This window comes from Chromobacterium sp. Ag138, from assembly GCF_055181315.1.
Map to the genome: position 1 here is coordinate 99,275 of NZ_JBUPWA010000001.1, position 24,786 is coordinate 124,060.

The 24,786-nt window shown below is 66.4% G+C and carries 22 protein-coding genes; 8 read left to right on the top strand and 14 right to left on the bottom strand.

The window, feature by feature from the left end; all coding sequences use genetic code 11:
* The 4 genes from ACY3GB_RS00470 (at nucleotide 1) to ACY3GB_RS00485 (ending at nucleotide 2,874) form a co-directional block, all read left to right on the top strand.
* The gene (locus ACY3GB_RS00470; protein ID WP_463086959.1) at nucleotides 1-477 is read left to right on the top strand and encodes a hypothetical protein; all 477 of its coding nucleotides are present in this window, start codon (nucleotides 1-3) and stop codon (nucleotides 475-477) included.
* A gap of 4 nt (nucleotides 478-481) precedes the next feature.
* On the top strand, nucleotides 482-1,249 hold the full coding sequence (locus tag ACY3GB_RS00475; protein ID WP_463086960.1) for a competence/damage-inducible protein A: 768 nt from the start codon (nucleotides 482-484) through the stop codon (nucleotides 1,247-1,249).
* A 206-nt stretch (nucleotides 1,250-1,455) separates the two neighbouring features.
* Nucleotides 1,456-1,923, top strand: a complete 468-nt coding sequence (locus tag ACY3GB_RS00480; RefSeq protein WP_463086961.1) for an N-acetyltransferase family protein — start codon at nucleotides 1,456-1,458, stop codon at nucleotides 1,921-1,923.
* 99 nt (nucleotides 1,924-2,022) lie between these two features.
* A complete protein-coding gene (locus ACY3GB_RS00485; RefSeq protein WP_463086962.1) occupies nucleotides 2,023-2,874 on the top strand; it encodes a carcinine hydrolase/isopenicillin-N N-acyltransferase family protein in 852 nt (283 codons plus the stop codon).
* 18 nt (nucleotides 2,875-2,892) lie between these two features.
* On the opposite strand, the gene ACY3GB_RS00490 is transcribed toward ACY3GB_RS00485, so the two are convergent.
* Nucleotides 2,893-3,246 (bottom strand): hypothetical protein, encoded by a 354-nt coding sequence (locus tag ACY3GB_RS00490; RefSeq protein WP_463086963.1) that lies wholly within the window; start codon nucleotides 3,244-3,246, stop codon nucleotides 2,893-2,895.
* A gap of 420 nt (nucleotides 3,247-3,666) precedes the next feature.
* Between ACY3GB_RS00490 and rsgA the strand changes: the two genes are divergently transcribed.
* Nucleotides 3,667-4,692, top strand: coding sequence for a ribosome small subunit-dependent GTPase A (gene rsgA, locus ACY3GB_RS00495; protein ID WP_463086964.1), 1,026 nt, complete (start codon nucleotides 3,667-3,669; stop codon nucleotides 4,690-4,692).
* A gap of 109 nt (nucleotides 4,693-4,801) precedes the next feature.
* Here rsgA and ACY3GB_RS00500 read toward each other — a convergent pair whose 3' ends face one another.
* The 7 genes from ACY3GB_RS00500 to ACY3GB_RS00530 form a co-directional block, all read right to left on the bottom strand.
* The gene (locus ACY3GB_RS00500) at nucleotides 4,802-7,321 is read right to left on the bottom strand and encodes an alpha/beta hydrolase family protein (RefSeq protein WP_463086965.1); all 2,520 of its coding nucleotides are present in this window, start codon (nucleotides 7,319-7,321) and stop codon (nucleotides 4,802-4,804) included.
* A 141-nt stretch (nucleotides 7,322-7,462) separates the two neighbouring features.
* A complete protein-coding gene (mmsB, locus tag ACY3GB_RS00505) occupies nucleotides 7,463-8,353 on the bottom strand; it encodes a 3-hydroxyisobutyrate dehydrogenase (protein ID WP_463086966.1) in 891 nt (296 codons plus the stop codon).
* A gap of 22 nt (nucleotides 8,354-8,375) precedes the next feature.
* Nucleotides 8,376-9,494 carry an enoyl-CoA hydratase/isomerase family protein gene (locus ACY3GB_RS00510; RefSeq protein WP_463086967.1) on the bottom strand — a complete coding sequence of 373 codons (1,119 nt, stop codon included), beginning with the start codon at nucleotides 9,492-9,494 and terminating at the stop codon, nucleotides 8,376-8,378.
* Nucleotides 9,495-9,525: 31 nt separating this feature from the next.
* Nucleotides 9,526-10,308 (bottom strand): enoyl-CoA hydratase, encoded by a 783-nt coding sequence (locus ACY3GB_RS00515; RefSeq protein ID WP_463086968.1) that lies wholly within the window; start codon nucleotides 10,306-10,308, stop codon nucleotides 9,526-9,528.
* A 106-nt stretch (nucleotides 10,309-10,414) separates the two neighbouring features.
* Nucleotides 10,415-11,575, bottom strand: a complete 1,161-nt coding sequence (locus ACY3GB_RS00520; protein ID WP_463086969.1) for an acyl-CoA dehydrogenase family protein — start codon at nucleotides 11,573-11,575, stop codon at nucleotides 10,415-10,417.
* A 60-nt stretch (nucleotides 11,576-11,635) separates the two neighbouring features.
* Nucleotides 11,636-13,138: a CoA-acylating methylmalonate-semialdehyde dehydrogenase gene (locus ACY3GB_RS00525; RefSeq protein WP_463086970.1), complete on the bottom strand. Its 1,503-nt coding sequence runs from the start codon at nucleotides 13,136-13,138 to the stop codon at nucleotides 11,636-11,638.
* A 40-nt stretch (nucleotides 13,139-13,178) separates the two neighbouring features.
* Nucleotides 13,179-14,027 carry a 3-hydroxybutyryl-CoA dehydrogenase gene (locus tag ACY3GB_RS00530; protein WP_463086971.1) on the bottom strand — a complete coding sequence of 283 codons (849 nt, stop codon included), beginning with the start codon at nucleotides 14,025-14,027 and terminating at the stop codon, nucleotides 13,179-13,181.
* Between the two features lie 135 nt (nucleotides 14,028-14,162).
* Between ACY3GB_RS00530 and ACY3GB_RS00535 the strand changes: the two genes are divergently transcribed.
* The 3 genes from ACY3GB_RS00535 (at nucleotide 14,163) to ACY3GB_RS00545 (ending at nucleotide 17,872) form a co-directional block, all read left to right on the top strand.
* The gene (locus ACY3GB_RS00535) at nucleotides 14,163-14,570 is read left to right on the top strand and encodes a MerR family transcriptional regulator (protein ID WP_463086972.1); all 408 of its coding nucleotides are present in this window, start codon (nucleotides 14,163-14,165) and stop codon (nucleotides 14,568-14,570) included.
* Nucleotides 14,570-15,754: an acetyl-CoA C-acyltransferase gene (locus tag ACY3GB_RS00540; protein WP_463086973.1), complete on the top strand. Its 1,185-nt coding sequence runs from the start codon at nucleotides 14,570-14,572 to the stop codon at nucleotides 15,752-15,754. The genes ACY3GB_RS00535 and ACY3GB_RS00540 overlap by 1 nt, the downstream gene beginning before the upstream one ends.
* A 168-nt stretch (nucleotides 15,755-15,922) precedes the next feature.
* Nucleotides 15,923-17,872 carry a helicase-related protein gene (locus ACY3GB_RS00545; RefSeq protein WP_463086974.1) on the top strand — a complete coding sequence of 650 codons (1,950 nt, stop codon included), beginning with the start codon at nucleotides 15,923-15,925 and terminating at the stop codon, nucleotides 17,870-17,872.
* A gap of 371 nt (nucleotides 17,873-18,243) precedes the next feature.
* Here ACY3GB_RS00545 and ACY3GB_RS00550 read toward each other — a convergent pair whose 3' ends face one another.
* From ACY3GB_RS00550 to glnE, 6 genes are all read right to left on the bottom strand, one after another.
* A complete protein-coding gene (locus ACY3GB_RS00550; protein WP_463086975.1) occupies nucleotides 18,244-18,885 on the bottom strand; it encodes a hypothetical protein in 642 nt (213 codons plus the stop codon).
* A 72-nt stretch (nucleotides 18,886-18,957) separates the two neighbouring features.
* On the bottom strand, nucleotides 18,958-19,548 hold the full coding sequence (locus ACY3GB_RS00555; protein WP_463086976.1) for a TetR/AcrR family transcriptional regulator: 591 nt from the start codon (nucleotides 19,546-19,548) through the stop codon (nucleotides 18,958-18,960).
* 1 nt (nucleotide 19,549) lies between these two features.
* Complete coding sequence (gene waaF / locus ACY3GB_RS00560) at nucleotides 19,550-20,587, bottom strand: lipopolysaccharide heptosyltransferase II (protein ID WP_463086977.1); 1,038 nt, start codon at nucleotides 20,585-20,587, stop codon at nucleotides 19,550-19,552.
* A 122-nt stretch (nucleotides 20,588-20,709) separates the two neighbouring features.
* Nucleotides 20,710-20,910 (bottom strand): zinc-finger domain-containing protein, encoded by a 201-nt coding sequence (locus tag ACY3GB_RS00565; protein WP_463086978.1) that lies wholly within the window; start codon nucleotides 20,908-20,910, stop codon nucleotides 20,710-20,712.
* A 99-nt stretch (nucleotides 20,911-21,009) separates the two neighbouring features.
* The gene (locus ACY3GB_RS00570; protein ID WP_046155762.1) at nucleotides 21,010-21,933 is read right to left on the bottom strand and encodes a branched-chain amino acid transaminase; all 924 of its coding nucleotides are present in this window, start codon (nucleotides 21,931-21,933) and stop codon (nucleotides 21,010-21,012) included.
* 111 nt (nucleotides 21,934-22,044) lie between these two features.
* A complete protein-coding gene (gene glnE / locus ACY3GB_RS00575) occupies nucleotides 22,045-24,729 on the bottom strand; it encodes a bifunctional [glutamate--ammonia ligase]-adenylyl-L-tyrosine phosphorylase/[glutamate--ammonia-ligase] adenylyltransferase (protein WP_463086979.1) in 2,685 nt (894 codons plus the stop codon).
* Nucleotides 24,730-24,786: the final 57 nt, after the last annotated feature.

Genomic DNA, 24,786 nt, shown 5'->3' on the forward strand with positions numbered 1-24,786 from the left:
ATGCTGCCCGCCAGCCTGCGTGAGCTCGACGCTATCCGCGAGCAGTGCCGGGCGATGGTCAACGGCCGCGCGGCGCTGTCCGCCGGCGCGTCCGCCGTGCCCGCGCCCGGCATCGATGTCGCCGCCGACGTCGCCATCCTGCTGCAGCTGATCCCGGCCATCAATCAGCGCTTCGGCGTGGCGCCGGAGCAGATCGCCGGCTACGACGCGGCGCGCAAGCAGATGCTGTATCAGCTGATACGCCGCGCCGGCGGCGCGCTGTTGGGGCTGGAAGTTACCCGCACGCTGCTGGCGGCGGTGGCTAGGCGCGCCGCCGGCCGCTGGGCCGGCAAGCAGGCGCTGAAACTGGTGCCGGTGCTGGGCTGGGCGGCCAATGCGGCAATCGGCTTCGCCGCGATGCGCTATGTCGGCAACAGCCATATCGACGATTGTTACGCCGTCTGCCGGCGCATGCTGGAGCAGGGCGGGAAGGAGTAAAACCATGCAAGTCGGCGCACTGATCATCGGCGACGAACTGCTGTCCGGCAAGCGCCAGGACAAGCATATGCAGACCTTGATCCGCATTCTGGCCGCGCGCGGCATGAAGCTGGCCTGGGCCGAATACCTGGGCGACGATCCGGCCCGCATCGAGGCGGCCTTGCGCCGCGCTTTCGCCGGCGGCGACCTGGTGTTCAGCTTCGGCGGCATCGGCGCGACGCCGGACGACCACACCCGGGCCTGCGCCGCCCGCGCGCTGGGCATGCCGCTGGAGCTGCATCCGGAGGCCAAGGCGCTGATCGAGGGGCGTTTCGGCGCCGATGCCTACCCGCACCGCATCCTGATGGGCCATTTTCCGCAAGGCGCCGCCATCATTCCCAATCCGGTCAACCAGATCGCCGGCTTCTCCTGCGGCGATGTCCACTTTTTGCCCGGTTTCCCCAGCATGGCCTGGCCGATGGCGGAGTGGGTGCTGGACACCCATTGCCGCCATCTGTTCAACGATCAGCCGGATGTCGAGAAAAGCTGCATCGCGATCAAAGCCCGGGAGGGAGACCTGATCGGCCTGATGCAGGACTTCACCGTCCGCTATCCGGCCCTGAGGCTGTCCTGCCTGCCCAATTTCGGCAGCGAGGATATTCCGGAGATGCACATCGAATTCGGCTTCGCCGGCCAGCCAGCGTTGGTGGAGATCGCCATCGACGAATGGGTGAAGGCATTGCAGGCGCTGGGCTATGAAGTGAGGGCCAAAAATCCTAAAGCGGAGAGCTAGTCCGCAAGCATTCATTTCGAATTTCGACGCGGATAAACTGGCCGCTCAGGACGAAAACAAACCGCGGGAACCGGCAACGGTCCCCGCGGTTTGTGGTTTGGACTGGCGGGATCGATATCCGGCGCAATTGAAGCGTTTGATTGCGAACCTTCCTGAGCGCGGCCGGGTCTGATTCGAACATTCATCGTTCTTTAAAGAGAAAATACATGAGCGCCATCCTCTATCGCGCCGCGCGTCCGGAAGACGTGCCGGCCTGCGTCGTCATCCGCGGCCAAACCCGTGAAAACGCCATTTCGGAAGCCAGGCTGAACGAGCTGGGCATCACTCGGGAGAGTTGGGCGCAAAGCGTGCGCGCGGGCGAACTGCCCGGTGTGGTGGCGGAAAGGGATGGCCGCATCGTCGGCTATTGTTTCGGCGAGGCGGCAAGCGGCGAAATCGTGGTGCTGGCCTTGCTGCCCGATTGCGAAGGCATCGGCGTGGGCAGGGCTCTGCTAGCTCAGGTGATGGACATCTTGCGGGGCGCTGGCCACCAGCGGCTGTTTCTGGGTTGCAGCAGCGACCCGGCGGTGCGCTCCCATGGCTTTTACCGCTATCTTGGCTGGGCTTCCACCGGCCAGATCGACAAGTACGGGGACGAGATGCTGGAGTATGTCTTTCCGGCTGAAACCGTCTGACGCGCCTACGTCTCGGCCTAACATCTGTTTGCAAGCTTGATGGCGATTCTGGCGCGAGGCCGTGGCAGAATCGCTGCATTCGCTACGTCGGAGATCGTCATGCGCGCTTCATGGTTGGCTGCGGCGGGATGGCTTGTCCTGATTCATTGGCCCGTCGCGGCCTGCACTTTGTGGGGCGCGGCGGGTTCGGCCAGCTCGGAAGGCACTTTGCTGGCCAAGAACCGGGATTGGAAGCCGGACCATGCGCAGTCGCTGCGGCTGCGCCATCCCGAGCACGGCTACGCCTATCTGGGCCTGTACGCCGACAATGGCCGAGAGCCGGGCATCAAGGCCGGCGTCAACGAGAAGGGGCTGGCGGTGGTCAGCGCCTCGGCCAGCAGCTTGCCGCGGGCGCTGAGACAGGCGGACGACGATCGCCGCGGCGTCATGTCGCGGCTATTGCGTGACTACGGCTCGCTGGACGAGGTGGCCGCCGCGGCGGACAAGCTGTTTTCGCAAACGCGCCCGGTGTTTCTGTTGCTGGCCGACGCCGGCGGTCTGATGCAGGTGGAAGTCGGCCAGCATGGGCGCTACCAGCTCAGCCGCCAGCGAAATGGCACGCTGGCGCACACCAACCATTATTCCAATCTGTCCTTGCTGGACGGGGCGCAGAAAATCGGCCCCAGCAGCCAGGCACGGCTCGCCCGCATCCGGTTTTTGCTGGATCAGCGCCCGTCGCATGCGCTCGCGGAGTTCGAGCGATTGAGCCAGGACCATCATGACGGCCCGGACAACAGCCTGTGGCGAGACGGACGCGAGCATACGCTGGCCGGCTGGCAGATGGCGCTGCCGTCGGCCGGCGCCCCCAAGCTGCACTTGGTGCTGGCCAATCCTGGGGAGCCGGTTAGGGAAAAGGATTACATGCTGGACGCGGCGTTCTGGTCGCAACCGGCGCGCGTTTTGTTGCCGTAAGCCAGGCGGCGGCCCCGCTCAGCGCGCCGGGGTGCAGTTGGGGCCCTCCCACTTGCCGTCGCTGTTCAGCGTGACGCCGGGATCCTGCATCCGGCAGTCCGGCAGCTTGGGTCTGCTCTCTGTGGGGATGACGATGACGGTGGTGGCTGGCGCGGCGGCGGGCTGGGCGGGCGGCGTCATGCGGGCCCGCATGTCCTGATCGCGTTTGTCCGCCTGCTTCATCATGCAGTTGGCGTAGTTGTCGGTGCCGGGCTGAAAGCCGTAACCGGAGCAGGTGCGCTGATCCATCGCGTGGATTTCCTCCGGACTGGCGCAGGCGGCCAAGGCAGCGGCGCCGATGGCGGTGGCGATCAATAGCGGCAGGGTTTTCATCGCTTCATTTCTCCCAGATTGGGCGGATGCCCGATATGCGCGACTCTCCGGCCGCGTTTTACTATCTATAGAACTTTTCTCGGCGCGGATGCGGCGCAGGCGCGGTTTCGCTTGCGGGCGGGGTTTTCAATTGGCATAATCCTCTTTTTCCCAATAGCGAAAAGGAGAATCCAATGAGCCGCGATATTCAATTCCAAGGGCGTGCCGGCTGAACCGTTGCCCCGGTCGTTTCATTTTCCGATAGTTTTCCAGTTGTAAGCGGCGCCGCTCGGCGGCCGTTCCCCGGCATGTTCCTTCCATCGCATTCGCGCGGTGGCTAAGCCTGTCCACCAGGCGCGTTTTCCCCATCCATTTCAGAATGCTTGATCGAGCCTGGCTACGCCTGGCGGCGTTGGCTTGCGAGCGTTCGCGGGAGTTTCAATGCTGAATTTCGATTTTCCGCGTCTGGCCGCCATCGGCCTGACGCCGGTATTGCTGCAACAGGCGCTGGCCCTGGCCGGCGACGAAGCGTGGCAGCTGGCGCGCGTCTGCCGCGTGCAGCGCGACTGCGCATGGGTGCATGACGGCGAGGACGAGCATCCGGCCCATGCCTTGCCCGGCGTCCACGCCGAGCTGGCGGTGGGCGATTGGGCGTTGTGCCAGCCGCGGGAACATGAACCCTGGCGCTTGCTTGAGCGTCTGGAACCATTCAACCAGCTGGTCCGCGTCAACGACGAAGGCGCGCGGCAAGCGTACGCCAGCAACGTCGATACCGCCTTGCTGGTGATGGGGCTGGACGGCGATTACAACCCGCGGCGGCTGGAGCGTTACCTGGGCTTGGCCGCGGCGGCTGGCGTGGCGCCGGTGGTGGCGCTGAGCAAGGCCGATCTGTGTCCGGACGCCGAAACCAGGCTGGCCGAGCTGGAACAGCGCTTGAAGCCGCTGCCGCCCATTCTGCTGCTGAACGGCACCGATCCGGCCTGCCGCGACCTTTTGCTGCCCTGGCTGGGCGCGGGCCAGACGCTGGTGCTACTGGGCTCGTCCGGCGCCGGCAAGTCCACGCTCAGCAATGCCTTGCTGGGCGAGGAGGCGCAGGCAGTGGGCGGGGTAAGGGCGGACGACAGCCGCGGCCGCCATACCACCACCGCGCGCACGCTGCTGAAGTGCCCGGACGGCGCCTGCATCATCGACACGCCGGGCGTGCGCACGCTGCAGGCCCCGCCGGACGCCGGCGCGCTGGCCGGCAGCTTCGCCGACATCGAGGAATTGGCCGGCCGCTGCCAGTTCCGCGACTGCAGCCACCGCGAGGAGCCTGGTTGCGCGGTGAGGGCTGGCGTGGATGGCGACAGGCTGCGCAACTACCACAAACTGCGGCGCGAGATGGAGCGCCACGAGCAGACGGCGCTGCAGCGTCAGCAGCTGCGGCGCGAGTGGAAGGTCCGCAACAAGGCGGCGCGGCAGCGCTAGGGTGGTGGAGGCTTGCCGCCGGCAGGGACCATCCGCCGTTTTCGCTGCCGCGAACGGCGAATGCGAAAACGCCCCGCGTGCGGGGCGTTCGACCGGGGAAGCGGGGCGCTCAGGGCTGGGCCGGAACCGGCTGGCTCTGCGCGCTCTTCACCGCGCGCGGCGGCGCGTTCTTCACGTACTTGTCGAACCAGTTGAGCATCTCGTAGACCAGTTGCTCGTTCGATTCGCGGGCCGCGTACCAGTGCGGCTCGTGCGGCAGCATCACCAGGCGGGCGGTGCCGCCGTTGCCGCGGATCGCCTCGTAGAACTTGCTGGCCTGCAGCGGCGTGGTGCCGGGGTTGGCGTCGTCGCTGCCGTGCATGATCAGGAGCGGCGTCTTCAGCTTGTCAGCGTAGAAGAAGGTGGACACCTTGCGGTAGACGTCCGGGGCCTCCCATACCGAGCGGCGCTCGCTCTGGAAGCCGAACGGCGTCAGCGTCTTGTTGTACGAGCCGCTGGTGGCTGCGCCGGCGCGGAACAGGTCGGTGTGCGCCAGCAGGTTGGCCGTCATCAGCGCGCCGTGGCTGTGGCCGGTGACCGCCACGCGGTCCGGATCGACCACTCCGAGCTTCACCGCCTCATTCACCGCCGCTTCGGCGTCCATTTTCAGCTGGTCCAGATAGCTGTCGTAGGCGGCCTTCGGGTCGCCGACCACGGGGAACGACGCCTGGTCGATCACGGCGTAGCCGGCCAGCAGCAGGTATTTGTATTGGTAGAGGCGGGTGAAGGTTTGCTGCGAGCCGCTGATCTGGCCGGCGCTGGCCGCGTCGGCGTAGTCCAGCGGATAGGCGTTGAGGATGGCGGGCACGCGGGCGCCTTCCTGGTAGCCCGGCGGCGTGTACAGCGTGAACGATAGATCCAGGCCGTCGGCGCGCTTGTACTTCACCAGCCGCTTCTTGATCTGCCGCAGCTCCGGCGTTGGATCGACGATGCGGGTGACCGCGGTTTCGGCGGAGGCGAACGCGGCCTCGCCCTTGTCGGCGCTGACCGGCGCGCCCAGCGTGCGCAGGAAGGCGTTGGGCGCTTCGGCCGGGGTCTGGCGCCAGGTGAGGAAGCTGCCGCTGCCCTTGGCCGTCAGGCCGATGAAGCGCTCGTAAGCGGATTTGTCGCTGCGGAACAGGCGTTGGCTTTGCTGGGTTTTCAGGTCCAGCTTGTCGAGGAAGGGACGGTTGCCCTGCGGCGACGCGCCGCCGCCGGCCAGATAGATGGCGTCGCCATCCAGCTGGATCACCCGTTCGCCGTTGGGCAGCGTGCGATGCACCGGGCTGCCGGGGTCGGCGTATTTGTCGTCGTAGGACAGATCCCACAGCAGCTTGCCGGCTTGCTGCGGCTGGTCGACGTTGACGACGCGGGTCTGGCGCCAGTGCTTGTTCAGATCGACCTCGCTGAGCAGAGCGGTGTCGGCGCGCTCGGTCCAGTCCAGGCCGGCGAAGCGTTGCGCGGTGCGCAGGATTTCCACCGGCGGCGCGGTGAACGGCGCTTTCTGCATCATCACCTTGTCGCGGGCCGGCACGGTGTTTTTCCAGTCGCCGCCGTCCAGCGCCTCTGCCCACAGCAGCGTGGCCGGCTCGGTGGCGCGCCAGAAGAAGTCGCGCGGACCCAGCGGTTCGCCGTGCACCGGCACGCGGTCGGCCAGCGGCAGCGAGGCGACGGCGTGGACGGCGACGCGGGCGGGGTTGGCGATGTTCCAGACTTCCACCTGATGCGGGAAGCGCTCGTAGGTGGTGACGTAGGAGTAGGGCTTGCGCACGCTGGACACCAGGATGTGCTTGCCGTCCGGAGCAGGGCCGACGCCGTCGTAGATGGCCGGCTGGCCCAGCGGGGTGGCCTTGCCGCTGGCCGCGTCCACCAGCGTCAGCTGCGATGCGCCGTAGTAGTCGAACAAGGCCTCGTCGTGCGGGCTGGACAGCGTGTCGCGGGTTTCATAGGTGCTGCTTTCGCCCTGGCCGCCGCCGCTGTCCTGCACGCTGGGACCATCCTGGGTATTGGCCTGCGCCGGCGCCGCGCCCAGTTTGGCCGGCACCGCCTTGACCAGCAGGGTCTTCTGGTCCGGCATCCATTGCAGCTCGTCGTTCAGCATCGGGTTGAGGCGGATGCCGGGAATCTTGCGGATCTTGCCGCTGGCGGCGTCGCCCACCCATATCTCCACCGCGTCGCGGGTGGCGTTGGCGAAGGCGAAGCGCTTGCCGTCGGCCGACCAGAGCGGCGCGTCCGGGCAGGCGCCGGCCGGCAGCGCGATCGGGGTTTCCTTGCCGCCGGGGACGCTCACCAGCTTGAAGCTTTCCGCGCATGGGGCGATGCCGTAGCCGCCCGGCGTGTCGTGCTTGCTGCGGTTGGCCGGTTCGATCCGGGTGCCGGCCAGCTTCAGATAGGGCGAGGCCACGCGGGCGATGGACGGATATTCCTGCCAGGCGACCAGCAGCATATTGTCCTTGGTCGGGCTGAGGCTGGGGCCGGGCAGCGACGGCGCGCGCATCACTTTGAGGATGTTGGCCGGCGGCTGTTGGTAGCCGGCGGCGACCGCGGCGGGCAGGGCGCAGGCCAGCAGCGTGGCGGCGGCTATGCCTTTCAGGGCGAGGGAATGAGACATATTCATCCTTGGTAGACTTTATTCTTATCCGGTTCGGGGCTGCTGAAACAAGAAGGGAGGGCGCCTGAGCGCCCTCCCTGTCGCAGACATTACATGAATTTATCACATGTCATATCGCTGTGGCAGTTATCTGGACCTGTTTCAATTCACCGAGTGAAAGTGTTTGACGATGCTGGAGAAGTCCAGCTTGCCGTTGCCCTGATGCACGTGTTCTTCATACAGATTGCGCGCCAGCGCGCCCAGCGGATTGGCGGCGTGGCTCTGCAGCGCGGTTTCCTCGGCCAGGCCCAGGTCCTTCAGCATCAGCTCGGACATGAAGCCGCCGGCGTAGCCGCGGCTGGCCGGGGCGTTGTCCATCACGCCGGGCCAGGGGTTGTACAGCTCGGTCGCCCAGTTGCGGCCCGAGCTCTTGCTGATGATCTCGGACAGCACTTTCGGGTCCAGGCCGTTCTTGACGCCCAGCGCCAGCGCCTCGGCGGTGCCGGCCATCAGGATGCCCAGCAGCATGTTGTTGCAGATCTTGGCGGTCTGGCCGGCGCCGGGACCACCGGCATGGAAGATGTTCTTGCCCATCGCCTCCAGCACCGGGCGGGCGCGGGCCAGGTCTTCCGCCGCGCCGCCGACGATGAAGGTCAGCGTGCCGGCGGCGGCGCCGGCGGTGCCGCCGGAAACCGGCGCGTCCAGCATGGCCAGGCCTTTTTCCTGCGCGCCGTCGGCCACTTTGCGGGCGGTGCCGGCGTCTATGGTGCTGCAATCGATGACTAGCGCGCCTTTGGGCAGCTTGGCGAACAGGCCGCCGTCGCCCAGGTACAGCCCGGCCACATGTTTGCCGGCCGGCAGCATGGAAATCACCACGCTTGCGCCCTCGGCCGCGTCGGCGGCGCTGGAGGCGGCGCGGCCGCCGGCGGCGGCTACCTTGGCCAGCGCGTCGGCCGACAAGTCGAAAGCGCTGACCTTGAAGCCCTTGTTCAGCAGATTGACGGCCATCGGCCCGCCCATATTGCCCAGGCCGATGAAGGCGATGTTTTCCATGCTGTTCTCCTCTGTATGTTTGTTATTTCAATCCCGCCAGCGGGTGGTCCGCCTCGCGCCATGGCGATTCGAAATGCCCGTCCACCCAGGCCTGGTCGATGTCGGCCAGCTGCCGGCTCCAATGCGGGTTGCGGTCCTTGTCCACCAGCAGCGCGCGCACGCCCTCGGGGAAGTCGGAGCGGGCGCAGAAGTTGACGGATAGAACCAGCTCCATCCGCAGCGCCTCGGCCAGCGACATGTGTTTGGCGCGATTCAGGATTTCCCAGCTGACGGCGGCCGAGGTCGGGCAACCGTGGCGGAAGTTCTTGGCGGCGTCGGCCAGCCATGGGTCTTCGAAGGCGGTTTCGGTCAGCGCGGCGGCGACGGCGGCCAAATCGCCGCGGTTCATCAACCGGTGCACCGCCAGCAGGTTGCGCTCGATGTTGGACGCCGGCAGCGCGTCGCCCAGCTGGCTCTCCAACTGGTTCAGCAAGGCGCTGGCCAGGGCCGGGCGCGCATGGGCGTCGTCGCCCCAGTTTGCCGCCCGCAAGGCTTGCAGCAGCGCGGGGTAGGCATCCGCCGCCAGCACGTGGTCCGCCAGATTGGCGATCAGCGCGTCGTGGGCGTTCAGCGGCGCGCCGGTCAGCGCCAGGAATAGGCCCAGGTGGGCCGGCATGCGTTGCAGGAACCAGCTGCCGCCCACGTCCGGGTACAGGCCGATGGTGATTTCCGGCATCGCGATGCGGGTGGCCGGCGTGACAACGCGGTGGCTGGCGCCCGCCATCAGGCCCAGGCCGCCGCCCATCACGATGCCGCCGCCCCAGACGATCAGCGGCTTCTTGTAGCGGTGGATGCGGTAATCGAGCGTGTATTCCTCGGTGAAAAACGCCACGGCGTGCGGGTTGGGGTAGTGGGGCTCGTCTATCAACTTGCCGCGCAGGCTGCGCACGTCGCCGCCGGCGCAGAAGGCGCGCTCGCCGGCGCCGCGCAGCACCACGGCGACGATGCCTGCGTCGCGCTCCCAGATGGTGAGGCGGGCGTCCAGCAGCCGGATCATGTCCAGCGTCAGCGCGTTCAGCGATTTTTCGGCGTTGAGGGTGGCGATGGCGATGCGATGGCCGTCGCTGGTAGTCAGTTCGTCAAACAGCACCACGTCATCCATGGCTTGACCTCGTTCAGTGTTTTTTAGGGGATCAGGCGTTCTTCCAGTTCGGCGCGCGCTTTTCCAGGAAGGCGCGGGTGCCTTCGCCCTGGTCGTGGGTGTCGAACAGCTTGATGAAGGCTTCGCGCTCCTTGATCAAATTCCAGGCCGGCGGCTGGGTGCGGGCGGTCTGCACCAGCTGCTTGCACACCCCCACCGACGACGGCGACTGCTTGGCCACGCCTTCGGCCAGCTTGAGCGCGGTTTCCAGCGCCTGGCCCTTGGCCACCACCTGTTCCACCAGGCCGATGCGCTCGGCGGTGGCGGCGTTGACGCGCTCGCCGCACAGGATCATCCGCTTGGCCCAGCCTTCGCCGACCAGCCACGGCAGGTTCTGGGTGCCGCCGGCGCAGGGCAGGAGGCCGACGCCGGCTTCCGGCAGAGCCATCTGCGCCTGCTCCTCCGCGATGCGGATGTCGCAGGCCAGCGCGCATTCCAGGCCGCCGCCCATCGCGTAGCCGTTGAGCGCCGCGATGCTGACGCCGCGGAAACCGGACAGCGCCTCGAAGGCCTCGCCGAACAGCATGGCCATCTCGGTGGCGACTTTCTTGTCGCCGTCAGCGAACATATTGAGGTCGGCGCCGGCCGAGAAGAACTTCTCGCCCTGGCCGGTGATCACCAGCGCGTAGATGTCGCGGTCGGCGTTGAGATCGGCCACCAACTGTTTCAGCGCGGTGAGGCTGGCGCGGTTCCAGGTGTTGGCCGGCGGGTTGTCTATCGTCACCACGGCGGTGTGGCCGCGTTTCTCGACGTTCAGGTGGGCGTAGCTGTTCATATCGATGCCTTTATGAATTCTGTTGTGAGCCTGCAAGTCTGGCCGGGCCCGCGAAGCGGCTAGGCAAGCCGGCGCAAGGCGACGGCAGGGTTGTTGCCGGCCTCGCTCAGCGCAGCGTTTCCAGCGCGCCGTCCTGCAGCAGCTTGCGGGCGACGATCATGCGCATCACTTCGTTGGTGCCTTCCAGAATCTGGTGCACGCGCAGGTCGCGCACGTGGCGCTCCAGCGGGAAGTCTTGCAGATAGCCGTAGCCGCCGAACAGCTGCAGCGCGTTGTTGGCGATATTGAAACTCAGATCGGTGGCCAGGCGCTTTGCCATCGCGCAATAAGCGGTGGCGTCGGCGCTGGCGTTGTCCAGCTTCCAGGCGGCCAGACGCACCATCTGGCGCGCGGCGACCAGCTCGGTCAGCATGTCGGCCAGGCGGAACTGCACGGTTTGCAGCTCGGCCAGCGGATGGCCGAATTGCTGGCGCTCCTGCACATAGCGCTGCGCGGCGTTCAGCGCGGCCTGGGCGGTGCCGACGGCGCAGGTGGCGATATTGATGCGGCCGCCGTCCAGCCCCTTCATGGCGAAGGCGAAGCCCTGGCCTTCCTCGCCGAGTCGGTTCTCCACCGGAATTTCGACGTTGTCGAAGGTGATGGCGCGGGTGGGCTGGCTGTTCCAGCCCATTTTCTTTTCCTTCTTGCCGTAGCTGACGCCCGGGGCGTCGGCCGGCACCACGAAAGCGGAAATGCCCTTGGGGCCGGGGCCGCCGGTGCGGGCCATCACCACCAGCACCTGGGTGCTGCCGGCGCCGGAGATGAACATCTTGCCGCCGTTGAGCACGTAAACCTCGCCTTTCCTCTCGGCGCGGGTTTTCAGCGAGGCGGCATCGGAGCCGGCGCCCGGCTCGGTCAGACAGTAGCTGCCCAAGACTTCGCCGCTCACCATTTTCGGCACCCACTGCTCGGCGAGTTGCTTGCCGCCGAAGCTGGCGATCATCCAGCTGACCATATTGTGGATGGTCAGGTAGGCGGCGGTGGAGGTGCAGCCGGCGGCCAGCTCCTCAAACACAATAGCGGAGTCCAGCCGCGACAGGCCTAGGCCGCCGTAGGCTTCCGGCGTGTAGAGGCCCAAAAAGCCCATGTCGCCGCTCTTGCGGATCACGTCCAACGGGAAGATGGATTCGGCGTCCCATTCGGCGGCGTGCGACGCCAGTTCATGTTCGGCGAAATCGCGGGCGCTTTGCTGGAAGGCGATCTGGTCTTCGTTCAGTTCGAAATTCATGTTCATGCTTCCATGTGCGAGCGGCGGGCCTGGCCTGCGGCCAGCCCGCCCTATGGAGAATCAGCGCAGAGAGATGGTGGTGTGCACCTTGCCGCTGCTGGCCTCGTCGTCGAACCAACGGCTGGTGACGGTCTTGGTCTGGGTGTAGAAGGCCACCACCTGCTTGCCGTAGGGGCCCAGGTCGCCCAGCTTGGACGCGCGGCTGCCGGTGAAGCTGAACAGCGGCACCGGCACCGGGATCGGCACATTGATGCCCACCTGGCCGACGTCGATCTCTTCCTGGAACTTGCGCGCCGCCGCGCCGCTCTGGGTGAACACCGCGGTGCCGTTGCCGTTGGGGTTGGCATTGATGATGGAGATGGCTTCGTCCAGCGTGTCGGCGGCCATCAGGCACAACACCGGGCCGAAGATTTCCTGGTGGTAGATCGCCATCTCGGGTTTGACGCCGGAGAAGATGGTGGGGCCGACGAAGTTGCCGTTGTCGAAACCGGCGACTTTCACGCCGCGGCCGTCCAGCTCCAGCTTGGCGCCTTCCTCGACGCCGCGGGCGATCAGGCTCTTGACGCGGTCCAGCGCGGCGCAGGAGATCACCGGGCCGAGGTCCGGGTTATCCTTGCCGGGACCCACTTTCAGCCCCTTGGCCTTGGCCACCAGTTCCGGAATCCATTGCTGCGCCTCGCCCACCAGCACCGCCACGCTGAGCGCCATGCAGCGCTGGCCGGCGGCGCCGAAGGCCGCGCCGGTCAGCTGGTTCAGCGCCTGTTCCTTGTTGGCGTCCGCCAGCACGATGGCGTGGTTCTTGGCGCCCATCATGCACTGGGCGCGCTTGCCGGACAGGGTGGCGCGCTGGTAGACGTGGGTGCCCACCTTGGTGGAGCCGACGAAGGACACCGCCTTGATGTCGGGGTGGTCGCAGATGGCGTCGACGACCGACGCCGCGCCGTGCACCACGTTGAGCACGCCCTTGGGGATGCCGGCTTCCAGCGCCAGTTCCACCAGGCGCATCGTCACCATCGGGTCCTGTTCCGACGGCTTCAGCACGAAGGTATTGCCGGTGGCGATGGCCATCGGGAACATCCACAGCGGGATCATCGCCGGGAAGTTGAACGGGGTGATGCCAGCGCACACGCCCAAGGGCTGCTGCACGGTGTAGGTGTCCACCCCGCCGGCGACGTTCTCGGCGTATTCGCCCATCTGCAGCGTGCCGATGTTGGCGGCGTGCTCCACCACTTCCAGGCCGCGGAAGATGTCGCCCTCGGCGTCGGCCAGGGTCTTGCCCTGCTCGGCGGTGAGGATGGCGGCCAATTGCTTCATATTGTCGCGGATCAACTGCTGGTATTTCAGGAAGATGCGGGCGCGGGCGCCGATCGGCGTCTTCTTCCAGGTCTTGAATGCTTCCTTGGCGGCCGCGACGGCGGCGTTCACCTCGTCGGCGGTGGCCAGCGGCACGCGCGCCAGCACTTCCTGGGTGGCCGGGTTGACGATGTCGCGCCATTCCGCGGTTTTGGACTCGACGAATTCGCCGCCTATCAACAGCTTGATGTTGGGTACCGACTGGCTCATGGCACTGCCTCCTCTATATTGTTCGGGCTGATGGCGCTGCTCAGTTGTAGCTGTAGAAACCCTTGCCGCTCTTGCGGCCCAGGTGTCCGGCCTGCACCAGCTGGACCAGCAGCGGGCAGGCGCGGTATTTGCTGTCGCGGAACTCGCGGTGAAGGATGTCCATGATGGACAGGCAGGTGTCCAGGCCGATCAGGTCGGCCAGGGCCAGCGGGCCGATCGGGTGGTTCATGCCCAGCTTCATCACGGTGTCGATGTCTTCGGCGGTGGCCAGGTTTTCATACAGCGCGAAGGCGGCTTCGTTGATCATCGGCATCAGCACGCGGTTGGAGACGAAGCCGGCGCCGTCCTTCACCGTCACCGGGGTCTTGCCCAGCGCTTGCGTCAGGTGGAATACGGTGTGGTAGGCCTCGTCGCCAGTCTGCAGCGCGCGGATGATCTCAACCAGCTCCATCAGCGGCACCGGGTTCATGAAGTGCATGCCGACCACCCGTTCCGGATGGCTGACCCAGCTGGCGATGCGGGTGAGGGAGATGGACGAGGTATTGGACGCCAGCACGCACTTCTCGCCGACGACGGCGTCCAGTTCGCGGAAGATCTTCTCCTTGATCTCTGCGTTCTCGGTGGCGGCTTCCACCACCACGTCGCAGCCGGCCAGATCGGCTAGCTGGGTGGTGGCGCGGATGTGGGCGACGATGCCGGGGATGTTGGCTTCGGCGATAAGCTCTTTTTTCGCCATCCGCTGCAGGCTGATGTTGATGTTGGCCACGCCCTTGACCAGGGCCGCGTCGTTGACGTCGGCCAATACCACGTCGAAACCCTTCATCGCGAAAACCTGGGCAATGCCGTTGCCCATCGTGCCCGCGCCCACCACGCCGATTTTCTGGCTCATCTGCTTCTCCTGGACTGTTTGCTCTACTTTCGATCACGATAACTTGACGTTTACGTCAACGTCAACAGACAATGAACGCAAAAGCACCCGACTGTGGCGCGCGTGGCCGCAGCCGGAAGATAAAGGGACAGACGCATGGGCGAACAGGTTTTCAACATCACCGAACTCGCGCAGGAGTTCGACATCACCACCCGCGCCATCCGCTTCTACGAGGATCAGTGCTTGTTGGAGCCGGAGCGGGCGGGGCAGCGCCGCATCTACAACCGGCGCGATCGCGTGCGGCTGATGCTGATCCTGCGCGGCAAGCGCATCGGCTTGTCCTTGCAGGAGATACGCGAGCTGTTCGCGCTGTACGACGCGGCGCACGACGACGCGCCGCAGCTGCAGGAATTCATCCGCATCCTGGCGCGCAAGGAGCAGCAACTGCTGGCGCAGATGGAAGACATCAAGGTGGTGCTGACCGAAATCGGCCAGTTGCGCGGCCAGTGCGAGAAATCGCTGGGCAAGCGCGCCAACGGCCACAACCAAGCAAAGGAGTTGTGATGCAACAACAGGAAATCGTGATCGTGGGCATGGCGCGCACCGCCATGGGCGGCTTCCAGGGCGCGCTGTCCGGTTTGACCGCCAGCCAGCTGGGCGCGGCCGCGATCCGCGCGGCGGTGGAGCGCGCCGGCGTCGCCGCCGGCGACGTGGACGAAGTGATCATGGGCTGCGTGCTGCCGGCAGGCCAGGGCCAGGCGCCGGCGCGCCAGGCGGCTTTGGGCGGCGGCTTGCCGCAGGCCACGCCGTGCACCACCGTCAACAAGATGTGCGGCTCCGGCATGAAGGCGCTGATGATGGCGCATGACCAGCTGTTGGCCGGCAACGGCGGCGTGGTGGTGGCCGGCGGCATGGAGAGCATGAGCAACGCGCCCTATCTGATGCCGAAGGCGCGCGGGGGCCTGCGCCTGGGCCACGGCGAGATCAAGGACCACATGTTCCTGGATGGCCTGGAAGACGCCTATCAGAAGGGCACGCTGATGGGCGTGTTCGCCGAGCAGTGCGCGGAGAAATACGGTTTCAGCCGCCAAGACCAGGACGAATTCGCCATCGCCTCGCTGACCCGCGCCCAGCAGGCGATCAAGGGCGGCTTGTTCAAGGATGAAATCGCGGCGGTGACGGTGCCGGGGCGAGGCGGCGATACGGTGGTGGATACCGACGAGCAGCCGCTGAAGGCGAATCTGGACAAGATTTCCACCCTGAAGCCGGCATTCAAGAAGGACGGCACGGTGACGCCGGCCAACTCCAGCTCCATCTCCGACGGCGGCGCCGCGCTGGTGTTGATGACGGCGGCCGAGGCGGCCAAGCGAGGCCTGACGCCGATCGCCCGCATCGCCGGCCACAGCAGCCACGCCCATGAGCCGGGCTGGTTCACCACCGCCCCGGTGCACGCCATTGAAAAGCTGCTGGCCAAGACCGGTTGGAAGGCCGGCGAGGTGGATCTGTACGAGATCAACGAAGCCTTCGCCGTGGTGACGATGGCGGCGATGCACGACCTGAAGCTGCCGCACGACAAGGTGAACGTGCATGGCGGCGCCTGCGCGCTGGGCCATCCCATCGGCGCGTCCGGCGCCCGCATCGTGATCTCGCTGCTGTCGGCGCTGAAGCGGTGCGGCGGCAAGCGCGGCGTGGCCAGCCTGTGCATAGGCGGCGGCGAGGCGACCGCGCTGGCGGTGGAGCTGATCTAAGCGCTTGTCGCGCCGGCCGACGAGCCGCAGGGCATTCCTGCGGCTCGTTTGTTTTGTAACTTGCCTTGTCGTCGGCGATGGCGGATTTTGATAGAGTCGCTCCATGCTGGCGCGCCGCCGCCGGCTGCTTTATCATCGCCCGCCTTTAGCACCGTAACGAAAGCCGACATGACCGACACCCTTGAAGCATTGCCGCCCGAAATCCAGCTGGACGATTACCTGGCCGACCACAACGCCACCATCGTCACCACCGAGGGCAGCCATGCGGTATCGGTGCATGGCGAGCTCGAGCTGGATGGCCATCGCATTCCCTACCATCTGGTGCCGGACGAGGGCTTCCTCGGCAAGAGCGGCAAATGGCGCAAGCTGGACGGAGCGGCCAAGCTGGCGCTGGTGAAGGAGCGCTGGAACGACGCCGCGCGGCTGAAGCTGGAAGGCCAGCTCGCCGCCTGCGCGCGCGAAGTGTTCGCGGTGGACGGCATCGACCCGCTGCGCGCGCTCAGCGCCTTCATGGCCAAGTACGAGCGCGCCAAAGTGCGTTGCAACATCGCGCTGGACCGGGTGGCAGCGGCCCGCAGCCGGCAGAGCGCCGACAAGGCCGCCGCCAAGACCCGCGACGCGGTCAACCTGTCGCGCTATCCGGAGTCGTTCGCCACCGCCTACGCGATGCAGCGCCATTTCATCGCGGTGCTGGGACCGACCAACTCCGGCAAGACCCACGCGGCGATGGAGCATCTGCAGAAAGCCAAGAGCGGCGTTTATCTCGCACCCTTGCGTCTCTTGGCGCTGGAGAACTATACCCGCCTGCAGGAGGCCGGCGTCGCCGTCAGCCTGATCACCGGCGAGCAGCGCAAGCTGCACCCGGAGGCCACCCACGTCGCCAGCACGGTGGAAATGCTGAACCCTGAGCGGCAGGTGGAGGTGGCGGTGATCGACGAGATCCAGCTGCTGGACGATCCGGACCGCGGCGCGGCCTGGACCGCCGCCGTGTGCGGCGTGCCGGCGCAGACCATTTATCTGGTCGGCGCGCCGGAGTCGCGGGAGGCGATCGAATCGCTGGTCGCGCGGGTCGGCGGCACGCTGGAAGTGCGCACGCTGGAGCGCAAGACCGCGCTGCAGATGGACAAGGCGCCGTTGCTGTCGCTGAAAAACCTGCAGCCGGGCGATGTGCTGATCGCCTTTTCCCGGCGCGAGGTGCTGAACTGGCGCGACAAGGTGATCGAGCAGGGACTGACCGTCTCGGCCATCTACGGCAACCTGTCGCCCGAGGTGCGCCAGGCGCAGGCCGAGCGCTTCGTCGCCGGCGAGACCCAGGTGGTGGTGGCCACCGATGCCATCGGCATGGGCCTGAACACCCCGGCCCGGCGCATCATCTTCACCACCGCCAGCAAGTGGGACGGCTACGCGGAAGGCATCGTCGCCGCGCCGCTTGCCAAGCAGATCGCCGGCCGCGCGGGCCGCTTCGGCAAGCATGAAACCGGCTATGTCGCCGGCTTCGACGGCCTCACCCACAAGACCATCGGCGCGTTGCTGCGGCAGAAGGCGGAACCGCTGCCGAACAACGGCTTCTTCGTCGCGCCCAGCCTCAAATATCTGGAAGCCATTTCCCAGGCAACCGGAGAGACCAAGCTCAAGCCTCTGCTGGGCCTGTTCGCCAAGCACATCAATGTGCACGATGAATTCTTCCTGCCGGCCAACCTGTCCGAGCAGATGGAGAAGGCCGAATGGCTGGACAGCCTGCCGCTGAGCCTGGCAGATCGCTTCACTTTCAGCCTGTGCCCGGTATCGACCAAGATTCCGATGCTGGACAACGCGCTGCACGACTGGGCCGAGCAGCGCGCGCGAAGCAAGACCGCGCCGCTGCTGCGGATGATGGGAACGGGCGGCCGCAATGAGCTGCAATATCTGGAAGACAGCTGCAAGCTGTATGCCGCCTATGCCTGGCTGGGCTACCGCATGCCGGAGACTTTTCCTGACGGCGAAATGGCGCAGCTATTGATGCAGAGCACGTCCGAACGCATCGATGCGCTGCTGCAGGCGCAGAACGCCCAGAAGCGCAAGGGGCGGGGAGGGCGCGAACCGATGAGGCGCAAGTCCGGGGCGGGACGCCAGCGCTGAAGCGATGAGGGCGAGTCTGGACAACGCCCGGCAAGGCTAGGCTCAAAGCCGGCGCGGGTGGCGCAAGCGGATCGCGATGGGACGGCTTTCTGGTGGTTAGACCCCATGCGGGGCCGTCGCCTTGGTCAGCAGTGTGGGGCGCGATCCATGGCCGCGCGATGATCGCGCGGCATGTCAGCGAGCCGCCCGGCGCTCTGGCGGAGCCATGGCCGGTTGAGCAATCACAAGAAGGTTTATCGGCTCCGTTGGGCGCCGGGCTGGAAAGGCATGGTTATCGATGCGTTGCCGGCCTGCTTCTGCGTGGATGCCGCCGGCAAGCGAAAGCCCCGCTGTTGCGGGGCTTTGCTGTTGGGGTTTCCGGCGGCGGGTGGTCAGGCCTTGGTGGAAATATTGGTGCTGGAGATGCTCGGTTGCAGCAAGGACTGGTTAGTCTGGTATTGGGACACCGCCAACTGGCCGCTGCTGTTGCGCCGTTGAGCCTGCTCGACGGGGCGGGTGGCTTGCGCCGCGGGTTCGGTCGCGGTTTGAGCGGGTGTCGGCGGCGTTTGCTGCTGCTTTGTAGTTGATGCCTGGGCCGTGTTGCGCGTTGCCGCCGGAGCCTGGGTCGTTGCATTGCCATTGGCGGCGGCGTTGTTGCCGGCGCCTCCCGCTGCGGAGGCGGGCGGATTGCCGTTTACGGCAGGCGCGGCTGCGGCTGCGGCGGCAGGCTGCGGCGCGGTGGCCAGTGTGGCTTTGCTCGCAGGCGCGGCGGCGGCGGCTTGCGCGGTTGTTTGCTGGGCGGAAGCCTGTTGAGCGGCCTGCTGCGCCCGGCTGCTGGTCAATTGTTGCTGCAGCTGTTGCTCAACCCGGGCGGAGTCCGGATTCTGCCGGACTGCGGTCTGGGTTTGAGGCTCGCTGGTGGCTTTCTGAACGGCGGTTTGGCCGTTTTCCAGCGATGTCTGCACCTGCCGGGTATTTTGCCCGGCATAGAGCGTTTGCGCGGCGGGGTAGCCTACGCTCGCGATATTTGCCATGGCTAGGGTCCCAATGTTCCTATATCGCTGATATTAGAACATTTTTCTGATTTTGATAAGGTTTTTTCCTGTCTAGTCGAACAGTACCAGTTGCAACATGCGATGGGCCAGTGCATCCACGTCGAGCTCGCCGTCGCGCCGATACCATTGAACGGTCCAGTGCAGGCTGCCGAGCAGCGTGCGGCGCAGCAGCCGGGTGTCTCGCTTGACCAAGCCGGCGTCCGCGGCTTCGTCCAGCACCTGTTGCCATAGCGTTTCGTAGCGGTCTCGCAACACGACCAGGCCGGGCTTGGCCGATTCCGAGACGCTGCGCCATTCGTACAGCATGACCTCCAGCGCGGCTTGGTTGTCGCCCAGCAGCGAATGAAGATGCACGCGGAACAGCGCGGCCAGCTTGTCGCGCGTGTCGGCTGCCGCGGCGAGGGCGGCGGCCAGTTGCTCGGTGGTGCTGGCGATGCCCAGCGCCATCACCGCCACCAGAATCTCCTCCTTGGTGCGGAAATGGTAGAACAGGCTGCCGGACTGCATGCCGACGGCGTTGCCCAGGTCGCGCACCGTGGTGCGTTCATAGCCCTGGTCGCGGAACAGGATGGCGGCGGCGCGGATCAGCTCCATGCGCCGGCTGTTTTCCTCGGGAGGTCGGGTGGATTCCACGGCGCTCATGTCAGTCCTGTGCGAGGGGGACAAGGGAGGGGAGCAGGCGCTGCGCAGCCTGCCACACCAGTTCCGGCTGCATTTTTTCCAGGCAGTCGGTATGGCCGTATGGGCAGCTGCGCTCGAAACAGGGGCTGCAGTCCAGATTCAGCGACACGATCTCCGCCCGCTGCGACAGCGGCGGGGTGAAGTCGGGGCTGGAGGAGCCGTACAGCGCCACCAGCGGCTTGTCCAACGCGGCGGCCACGTGCATCAGGCCGGAATCATTGCAGACGGCCAGCTTGGCCAGCCCCATCAGGTCTATCGCTTCGTCCAGGCCGGTGGCCCCGCACAAGTTGACGGCGGCGCCGCCAGCCAGCCGCGCGATGTCGTCCCCGATCTGCTTGTCCTTGGCTGAGCCGAACAGCCACACCGCGCAGCCGGCGGCCTGGAAGCGCTTGGCCAGCTCGGCGAAATGGCGGGCGGGCCAGCGCTTGGCCGGACCGTATTCCGCGCCGGGGCAGAAGGCGGCGATGGGCAGCGAAACATCCAGGCCCAGCTTGGCAGCGGCTTGGCGTTGGACGGATGGGGTGGCGATCAGCTGCGGATTGGGAATGGGGCGCGGCAGCGGCTGATTGCGGTCTTCGGCCAGCGCGCAGAAGCGCTCCACCATCATCGGCAGCTCTTGCTCGTCCAGTTCGCGGGCGTCGTTGAGCAGGCCGTAGCGCGATTCGCCGAGAAAGCCTGTGCGCAGCGGGACGCCGGCGAACAACGGAATCAACGCCGATTTCAGCGAGTTGGGCAGCACGATGACCTGGTCGAAGCGCTCGCGCGCCAGGTGGCGGGCCACTTTCCAGCGTTCGACCAGACGCAGCGCGCCGTGGCCGAAGGGGTTGAGATGGGACTGGGCCACTTCCGGCATCCGCGCCAGCAGCGGCAAGGTCCAGGCCGGCGCGAACACATGCAGCTCCAGCCCGGGATGGCGCTGATGCAGGCGGCGGTACAGCGGCTGGGCCATTACGCTGTCACCGACCCAGGAGGGGCCGATGACCAGGATTTTCTTCTTCATGCGGTATTTCCGGTTCCAAACCCAAGCCGCCTGTCCGGTTCAGCGCGGCTTGGGTTTGGCGGCGGCAAGCAAAAAAGGTGTGGCCCTGGCCACACCCTTTGCCATCGAGGCCGGCTGCGGGCTCAGTGATGGTGGCCGACGGGGCCGACCAGCTTGTACTGGGTGCCGCAGTACGGACAGAGGGCTTCGCCGGTCTTGTGCACCGGCAGATAGACGCGCGGGTGCGAGTTCCATGCCTTCATGTCCGGCATCGGGCAGTGCAGCGGCAGGTCGTGCTGGGTGACTTCGATATAGCGTTCGGTATTTTCTTTCTGTTCTGCCATGGTCATTCCTTGTTGCGGCAAGCGGGTGTCCGAAATGCATGTGCCAGCAGGCCGGCTGTGACCGGTCGCTGCTGGCGCGCAGTGCGGATATTACCCGTTTTATTTCACGTATGTGAGCCAGTGTTCGTGTTCGGCGTCCAGGCCCTTGACGATGTTGAAGTAGCGCTTCTGGATTTCGGCGGTGATCGGGCCGCGGCTGCCGGCGCCGATCGGGCGGCGGTCCAGTTCGCGGATCGGGGTCACTTCGGCTGCGGTGCCGGTGAAGAAGGCTTCGTCGGCGCTGTAGACTTCGTCGCGGGTGATGCGCTTCTCGATCAGTTCCAGGCCCATTTCCTTGGCGATCTGCACCACGGTGTCGCGGGTGATGCCTTCCAGCGCGCTGGTCAGGTCCGGAGTATAAAGCTTGCCCTTGCGGACGATGAAGATGTTTTCGCCGGAGCCTTCGGCGACGAAACCGTCAACGTCCAGCAGCAGCGCCTCGTCGTAGCCGTCGGCGGTGGCTTCGTTGTTGGCCAGGATGGAGTTCATGTAGTTGCCGTTGGCCTTGGCTTTGCACATGGTGATGTTGACGTGGTGGCGGGTGAAGGAGCTGGTCTTCACGCGGATGCCTTTTTCCAGGCCTTCCTCGCCCAGGTAGGCGCCCCACGGCCAGGCGGCGACGATCACCTGCACGTCGTTCTTCATCGGCGCCACGCCCAGCTTGCCGGAGCCGTAGAAGGCCATCGGACGGAAATAGCAGGACTTCAGGTCGTTGGCTTTGACCACGTCCAGATGCGCCTGGCTGATCTGTTCCGGGCTGAACGGCAGGGCCATGCCCAGGATCTTGGCGGAGCGGAACAGGCGTTCGGTATGGTCCTGCAGACGGAAGATCGCCGGGCCTTTCGGGGTTTCATAGGCGCGCACGCCTTCGAACACGCCCATGCCGTAGTGCAGGGTGTGGGTCAGCACGTGAGTGGTGGCGTCGCGCCAGTCCACCAGTTTGCCGTCATACCAGATATATCCGTCGCGATCAGCCATCGACATCTCGGTCTTCTCCTGTGTTGTGCTTGGTGTGGCGGCGGGTCGCGCCGGGGCGCCCGCAGCCGTGTTGATGGACCAGTGTATACCGCGGCCCGCGGACTTGTGAACCCGGGATCAGGAAAAATCGAGCGCTTGCTCGAAAACCTGTCTCCAGAGCTCTCGGCCCCGCGCATAAGCCACCCGCAGCGGTTCGTCGACATCCACCGCTTTCTTGTCGTTGAGGCGCGCGGCGTGCTGCAGCCGGCGATACAGCCGGTAGGCGGCGCGCGCGTCTTCGGCCAGCTGCCGGTCTATCAGCCCGGCGTCGGCCGCCACCGCCAGCAGCGCGATGTTGCCGGTGTTGCCGGTGAGGGCGGGCAGGGTCTTGGCGTGGGCCAGAATCAGGTACTGGACGATGAATTCGATGTCGATGATGCCGCCGCGGGCGTTCTTGACGTCGCCGTCGTGGGCCGGGTGGGAATCCAGCATGCGCTGGCGCATCGCCAGCACCTCGCCGCGCAGCTTGGCCGGATCGCGTTCCAGGGTGAGGATGGCGTGGCGCTCGGCTTCGAACTGCGCGCCGATGCCGGCGTCGCCGGCGACGAAACGGGCGCGGGTCAGCGCCTGGTGCTCCCATGCCCAGGCCTGGTTTTCCTGATATTGGCGGAAGGCGGAGATCGAGCTGACCAACAGGCCGCTGGCGCCGTTGGGCCGCAGCCGCAGGTCGATGTCGTACAGCACGCCGGCGGCGGTGGCGCTGGTCAGCCAGGTGGACAACTTGCGCGCCAGCCGCGAGTACAGGTCGGGGGCGTCCGGGTGCGCGTCGTCGTACAGGAAGATGATGTCCAGATCGGACGCGTAGCCCAGCTCCTTGCCGCCCAGCTTGCCGTAGCCTATCACCGCGAAGCGCGGCGTTTCGCAGTGGCGCGAGGGGATGTCGCGCCAGGCGTGGCGCAGGGCGGCGTCCAGCACCAGGTCGGCCAGCCGCGACAATTCGTCCGACAGCGCCTCCAGCGTCCACATGCCGGCCAGGTCCTGCGCCACCAGCCGGAAGGTCTGCGCGTGCTGGAAATGGCGCAGCGCGTCCATCTTGGCTTCGACGTCGCCGTCGGCGTGGGCGAGCTGCGCTTCCAGCTGGGCCGAGAGCTGCGGCCATTCCGGCGCGGCGTAGAGCACGCGCGCGTCCAGCAGTTCGTCCAGCAAGATGGGGTGGCGGCTGAGGTAGGCGGACACCCAGGCGCTGGACGAGTACAGCGAGGCCAGCCGCTGCAGCGTTTGCGGATATTCGGTCAGCAGCGCCAGATAGGAGGCGCGGCGGCTGATCGCCTCCATCAGGCCGATGATGCGGGACAGCGTATCGTCGGCGTTGGGAAAGCGCGCGGCCACCTCGATCAGCGCCGGCATCAGCGCGTCCAGCTTCTTGCGGCCGGCCAGCGGCATCTGCAGGTAACGCTGGCTCTGGGCCAGCCCGGTGAGCTGGCGGGCGGCGGAGGCGGGATCGGCGTAGCCGAGGCCGGCCAGCCGGGCTTCGGGATTCTGCTCGGCCACGTCCAGCCACAGTTCGGACAGCGGATGGTCGGCGCTGTCTTCGCTGGGCAAGATGAAGACCTGCTCGAAGTGGCGGCTGACCTTGCGCCTGATCTCGTCCAGCGCGGCCATGAAGGCGGGCCAATCGGCGTGGCCCATGCTGGCGGCGATCTTTCGGCGCGTTTCCGGCGCCTCCGGCAGGGTTTGAGTCTGCTGGTCGTCCAGGTACTGCAGCCGGTGCTCCAGATTGCGCAGGAAGGCGTAGGCTTCCTGCAGCTCTGCCACCGCGGCCGGCTCCAGCAGCCGCAGCGCCGCCAGCCTGTCCAGCGTGGCGCGTGTGCCGCGCAGCTGCAGCGTGCGGTCGCGGCCGCCGCGTATCAGCTGGAATACCTGGGCGATGAACTCGGCCTCGCGGATGCCGCCGGGCCCCAGCTTGATGTTGTCGGCCATGTCGCGCCGCGCCACCTCGCGGCGGATCTGCGCGTGCAGTTCGCGCATCGCGCCGTAGGCGTTGTAGTCCAGATACTTGCGGTAGACGAAGGGGCGGACCAGCTGCGCCAGTCCGTCGGCGTCGCCGGTGATGGCCTTGGCCTTGATCCAGGCGTAGCGCTCCCATTCCCGGCCCTGGGAGAGCAGGTAATTCTCCAGGGCGGCGAAACTCATCACCAGCGGGCCGGAATCGCCGTAGGGGCGCAGCCGCATGTCGACGCGGAACACCTGGCCGTCGGCGGTGGCGTCGTTGAGCAGCGCGATCAGCCGCTTGCCCACCTGGGTGAAATACTCGTGGTTGCTGATCTTGCGGGCGCCGTCGGTTTCGCCGCCTTCCGGGTAAATGAAGATCAGGTCGATGTCGGAGCTGGCGTTGAGCTCGCCGCCGCCCAGTTTGCCCATGCCGACCACGATCAATTGCTGCGGCTCGCCGCTGTCCTCGCCGATGGGCCGGCCGTATTGCGGCAACGACGCGGCGGCGCAGGCCAGCGCCTGGCGGATGGCGAACTCCGCCAGCCGGCTGACGGTGGAGACCACTTCGTCCAGCGTGGCCAGGCCTTCCAGGTCGCGGCAGATCAGCCGAGCCATCACCGCTTGCCGCAGGCGGCGCAGGGCCGGCGCCAGCGCCTCGGGCGCATCCAGCGCCGGCCAGTCTGCGAATGCCTGCATATCCTCAATGGCAAAGGGATGGCGAAGGCATTGCTCCAGTCGGCTCCGCTCTTCCGGCCGCGCGGCCAGAAGGCGATGCAAATATTGGGAAAACTCGCAACTGCGGGCAATGGCAGCGCTCGTGTTTGCTGGCATAATAGCTCCGGACGGCTTGGCGCGGCTCACCGCGCCGGGGGCGGCTGCGGCCGGTTT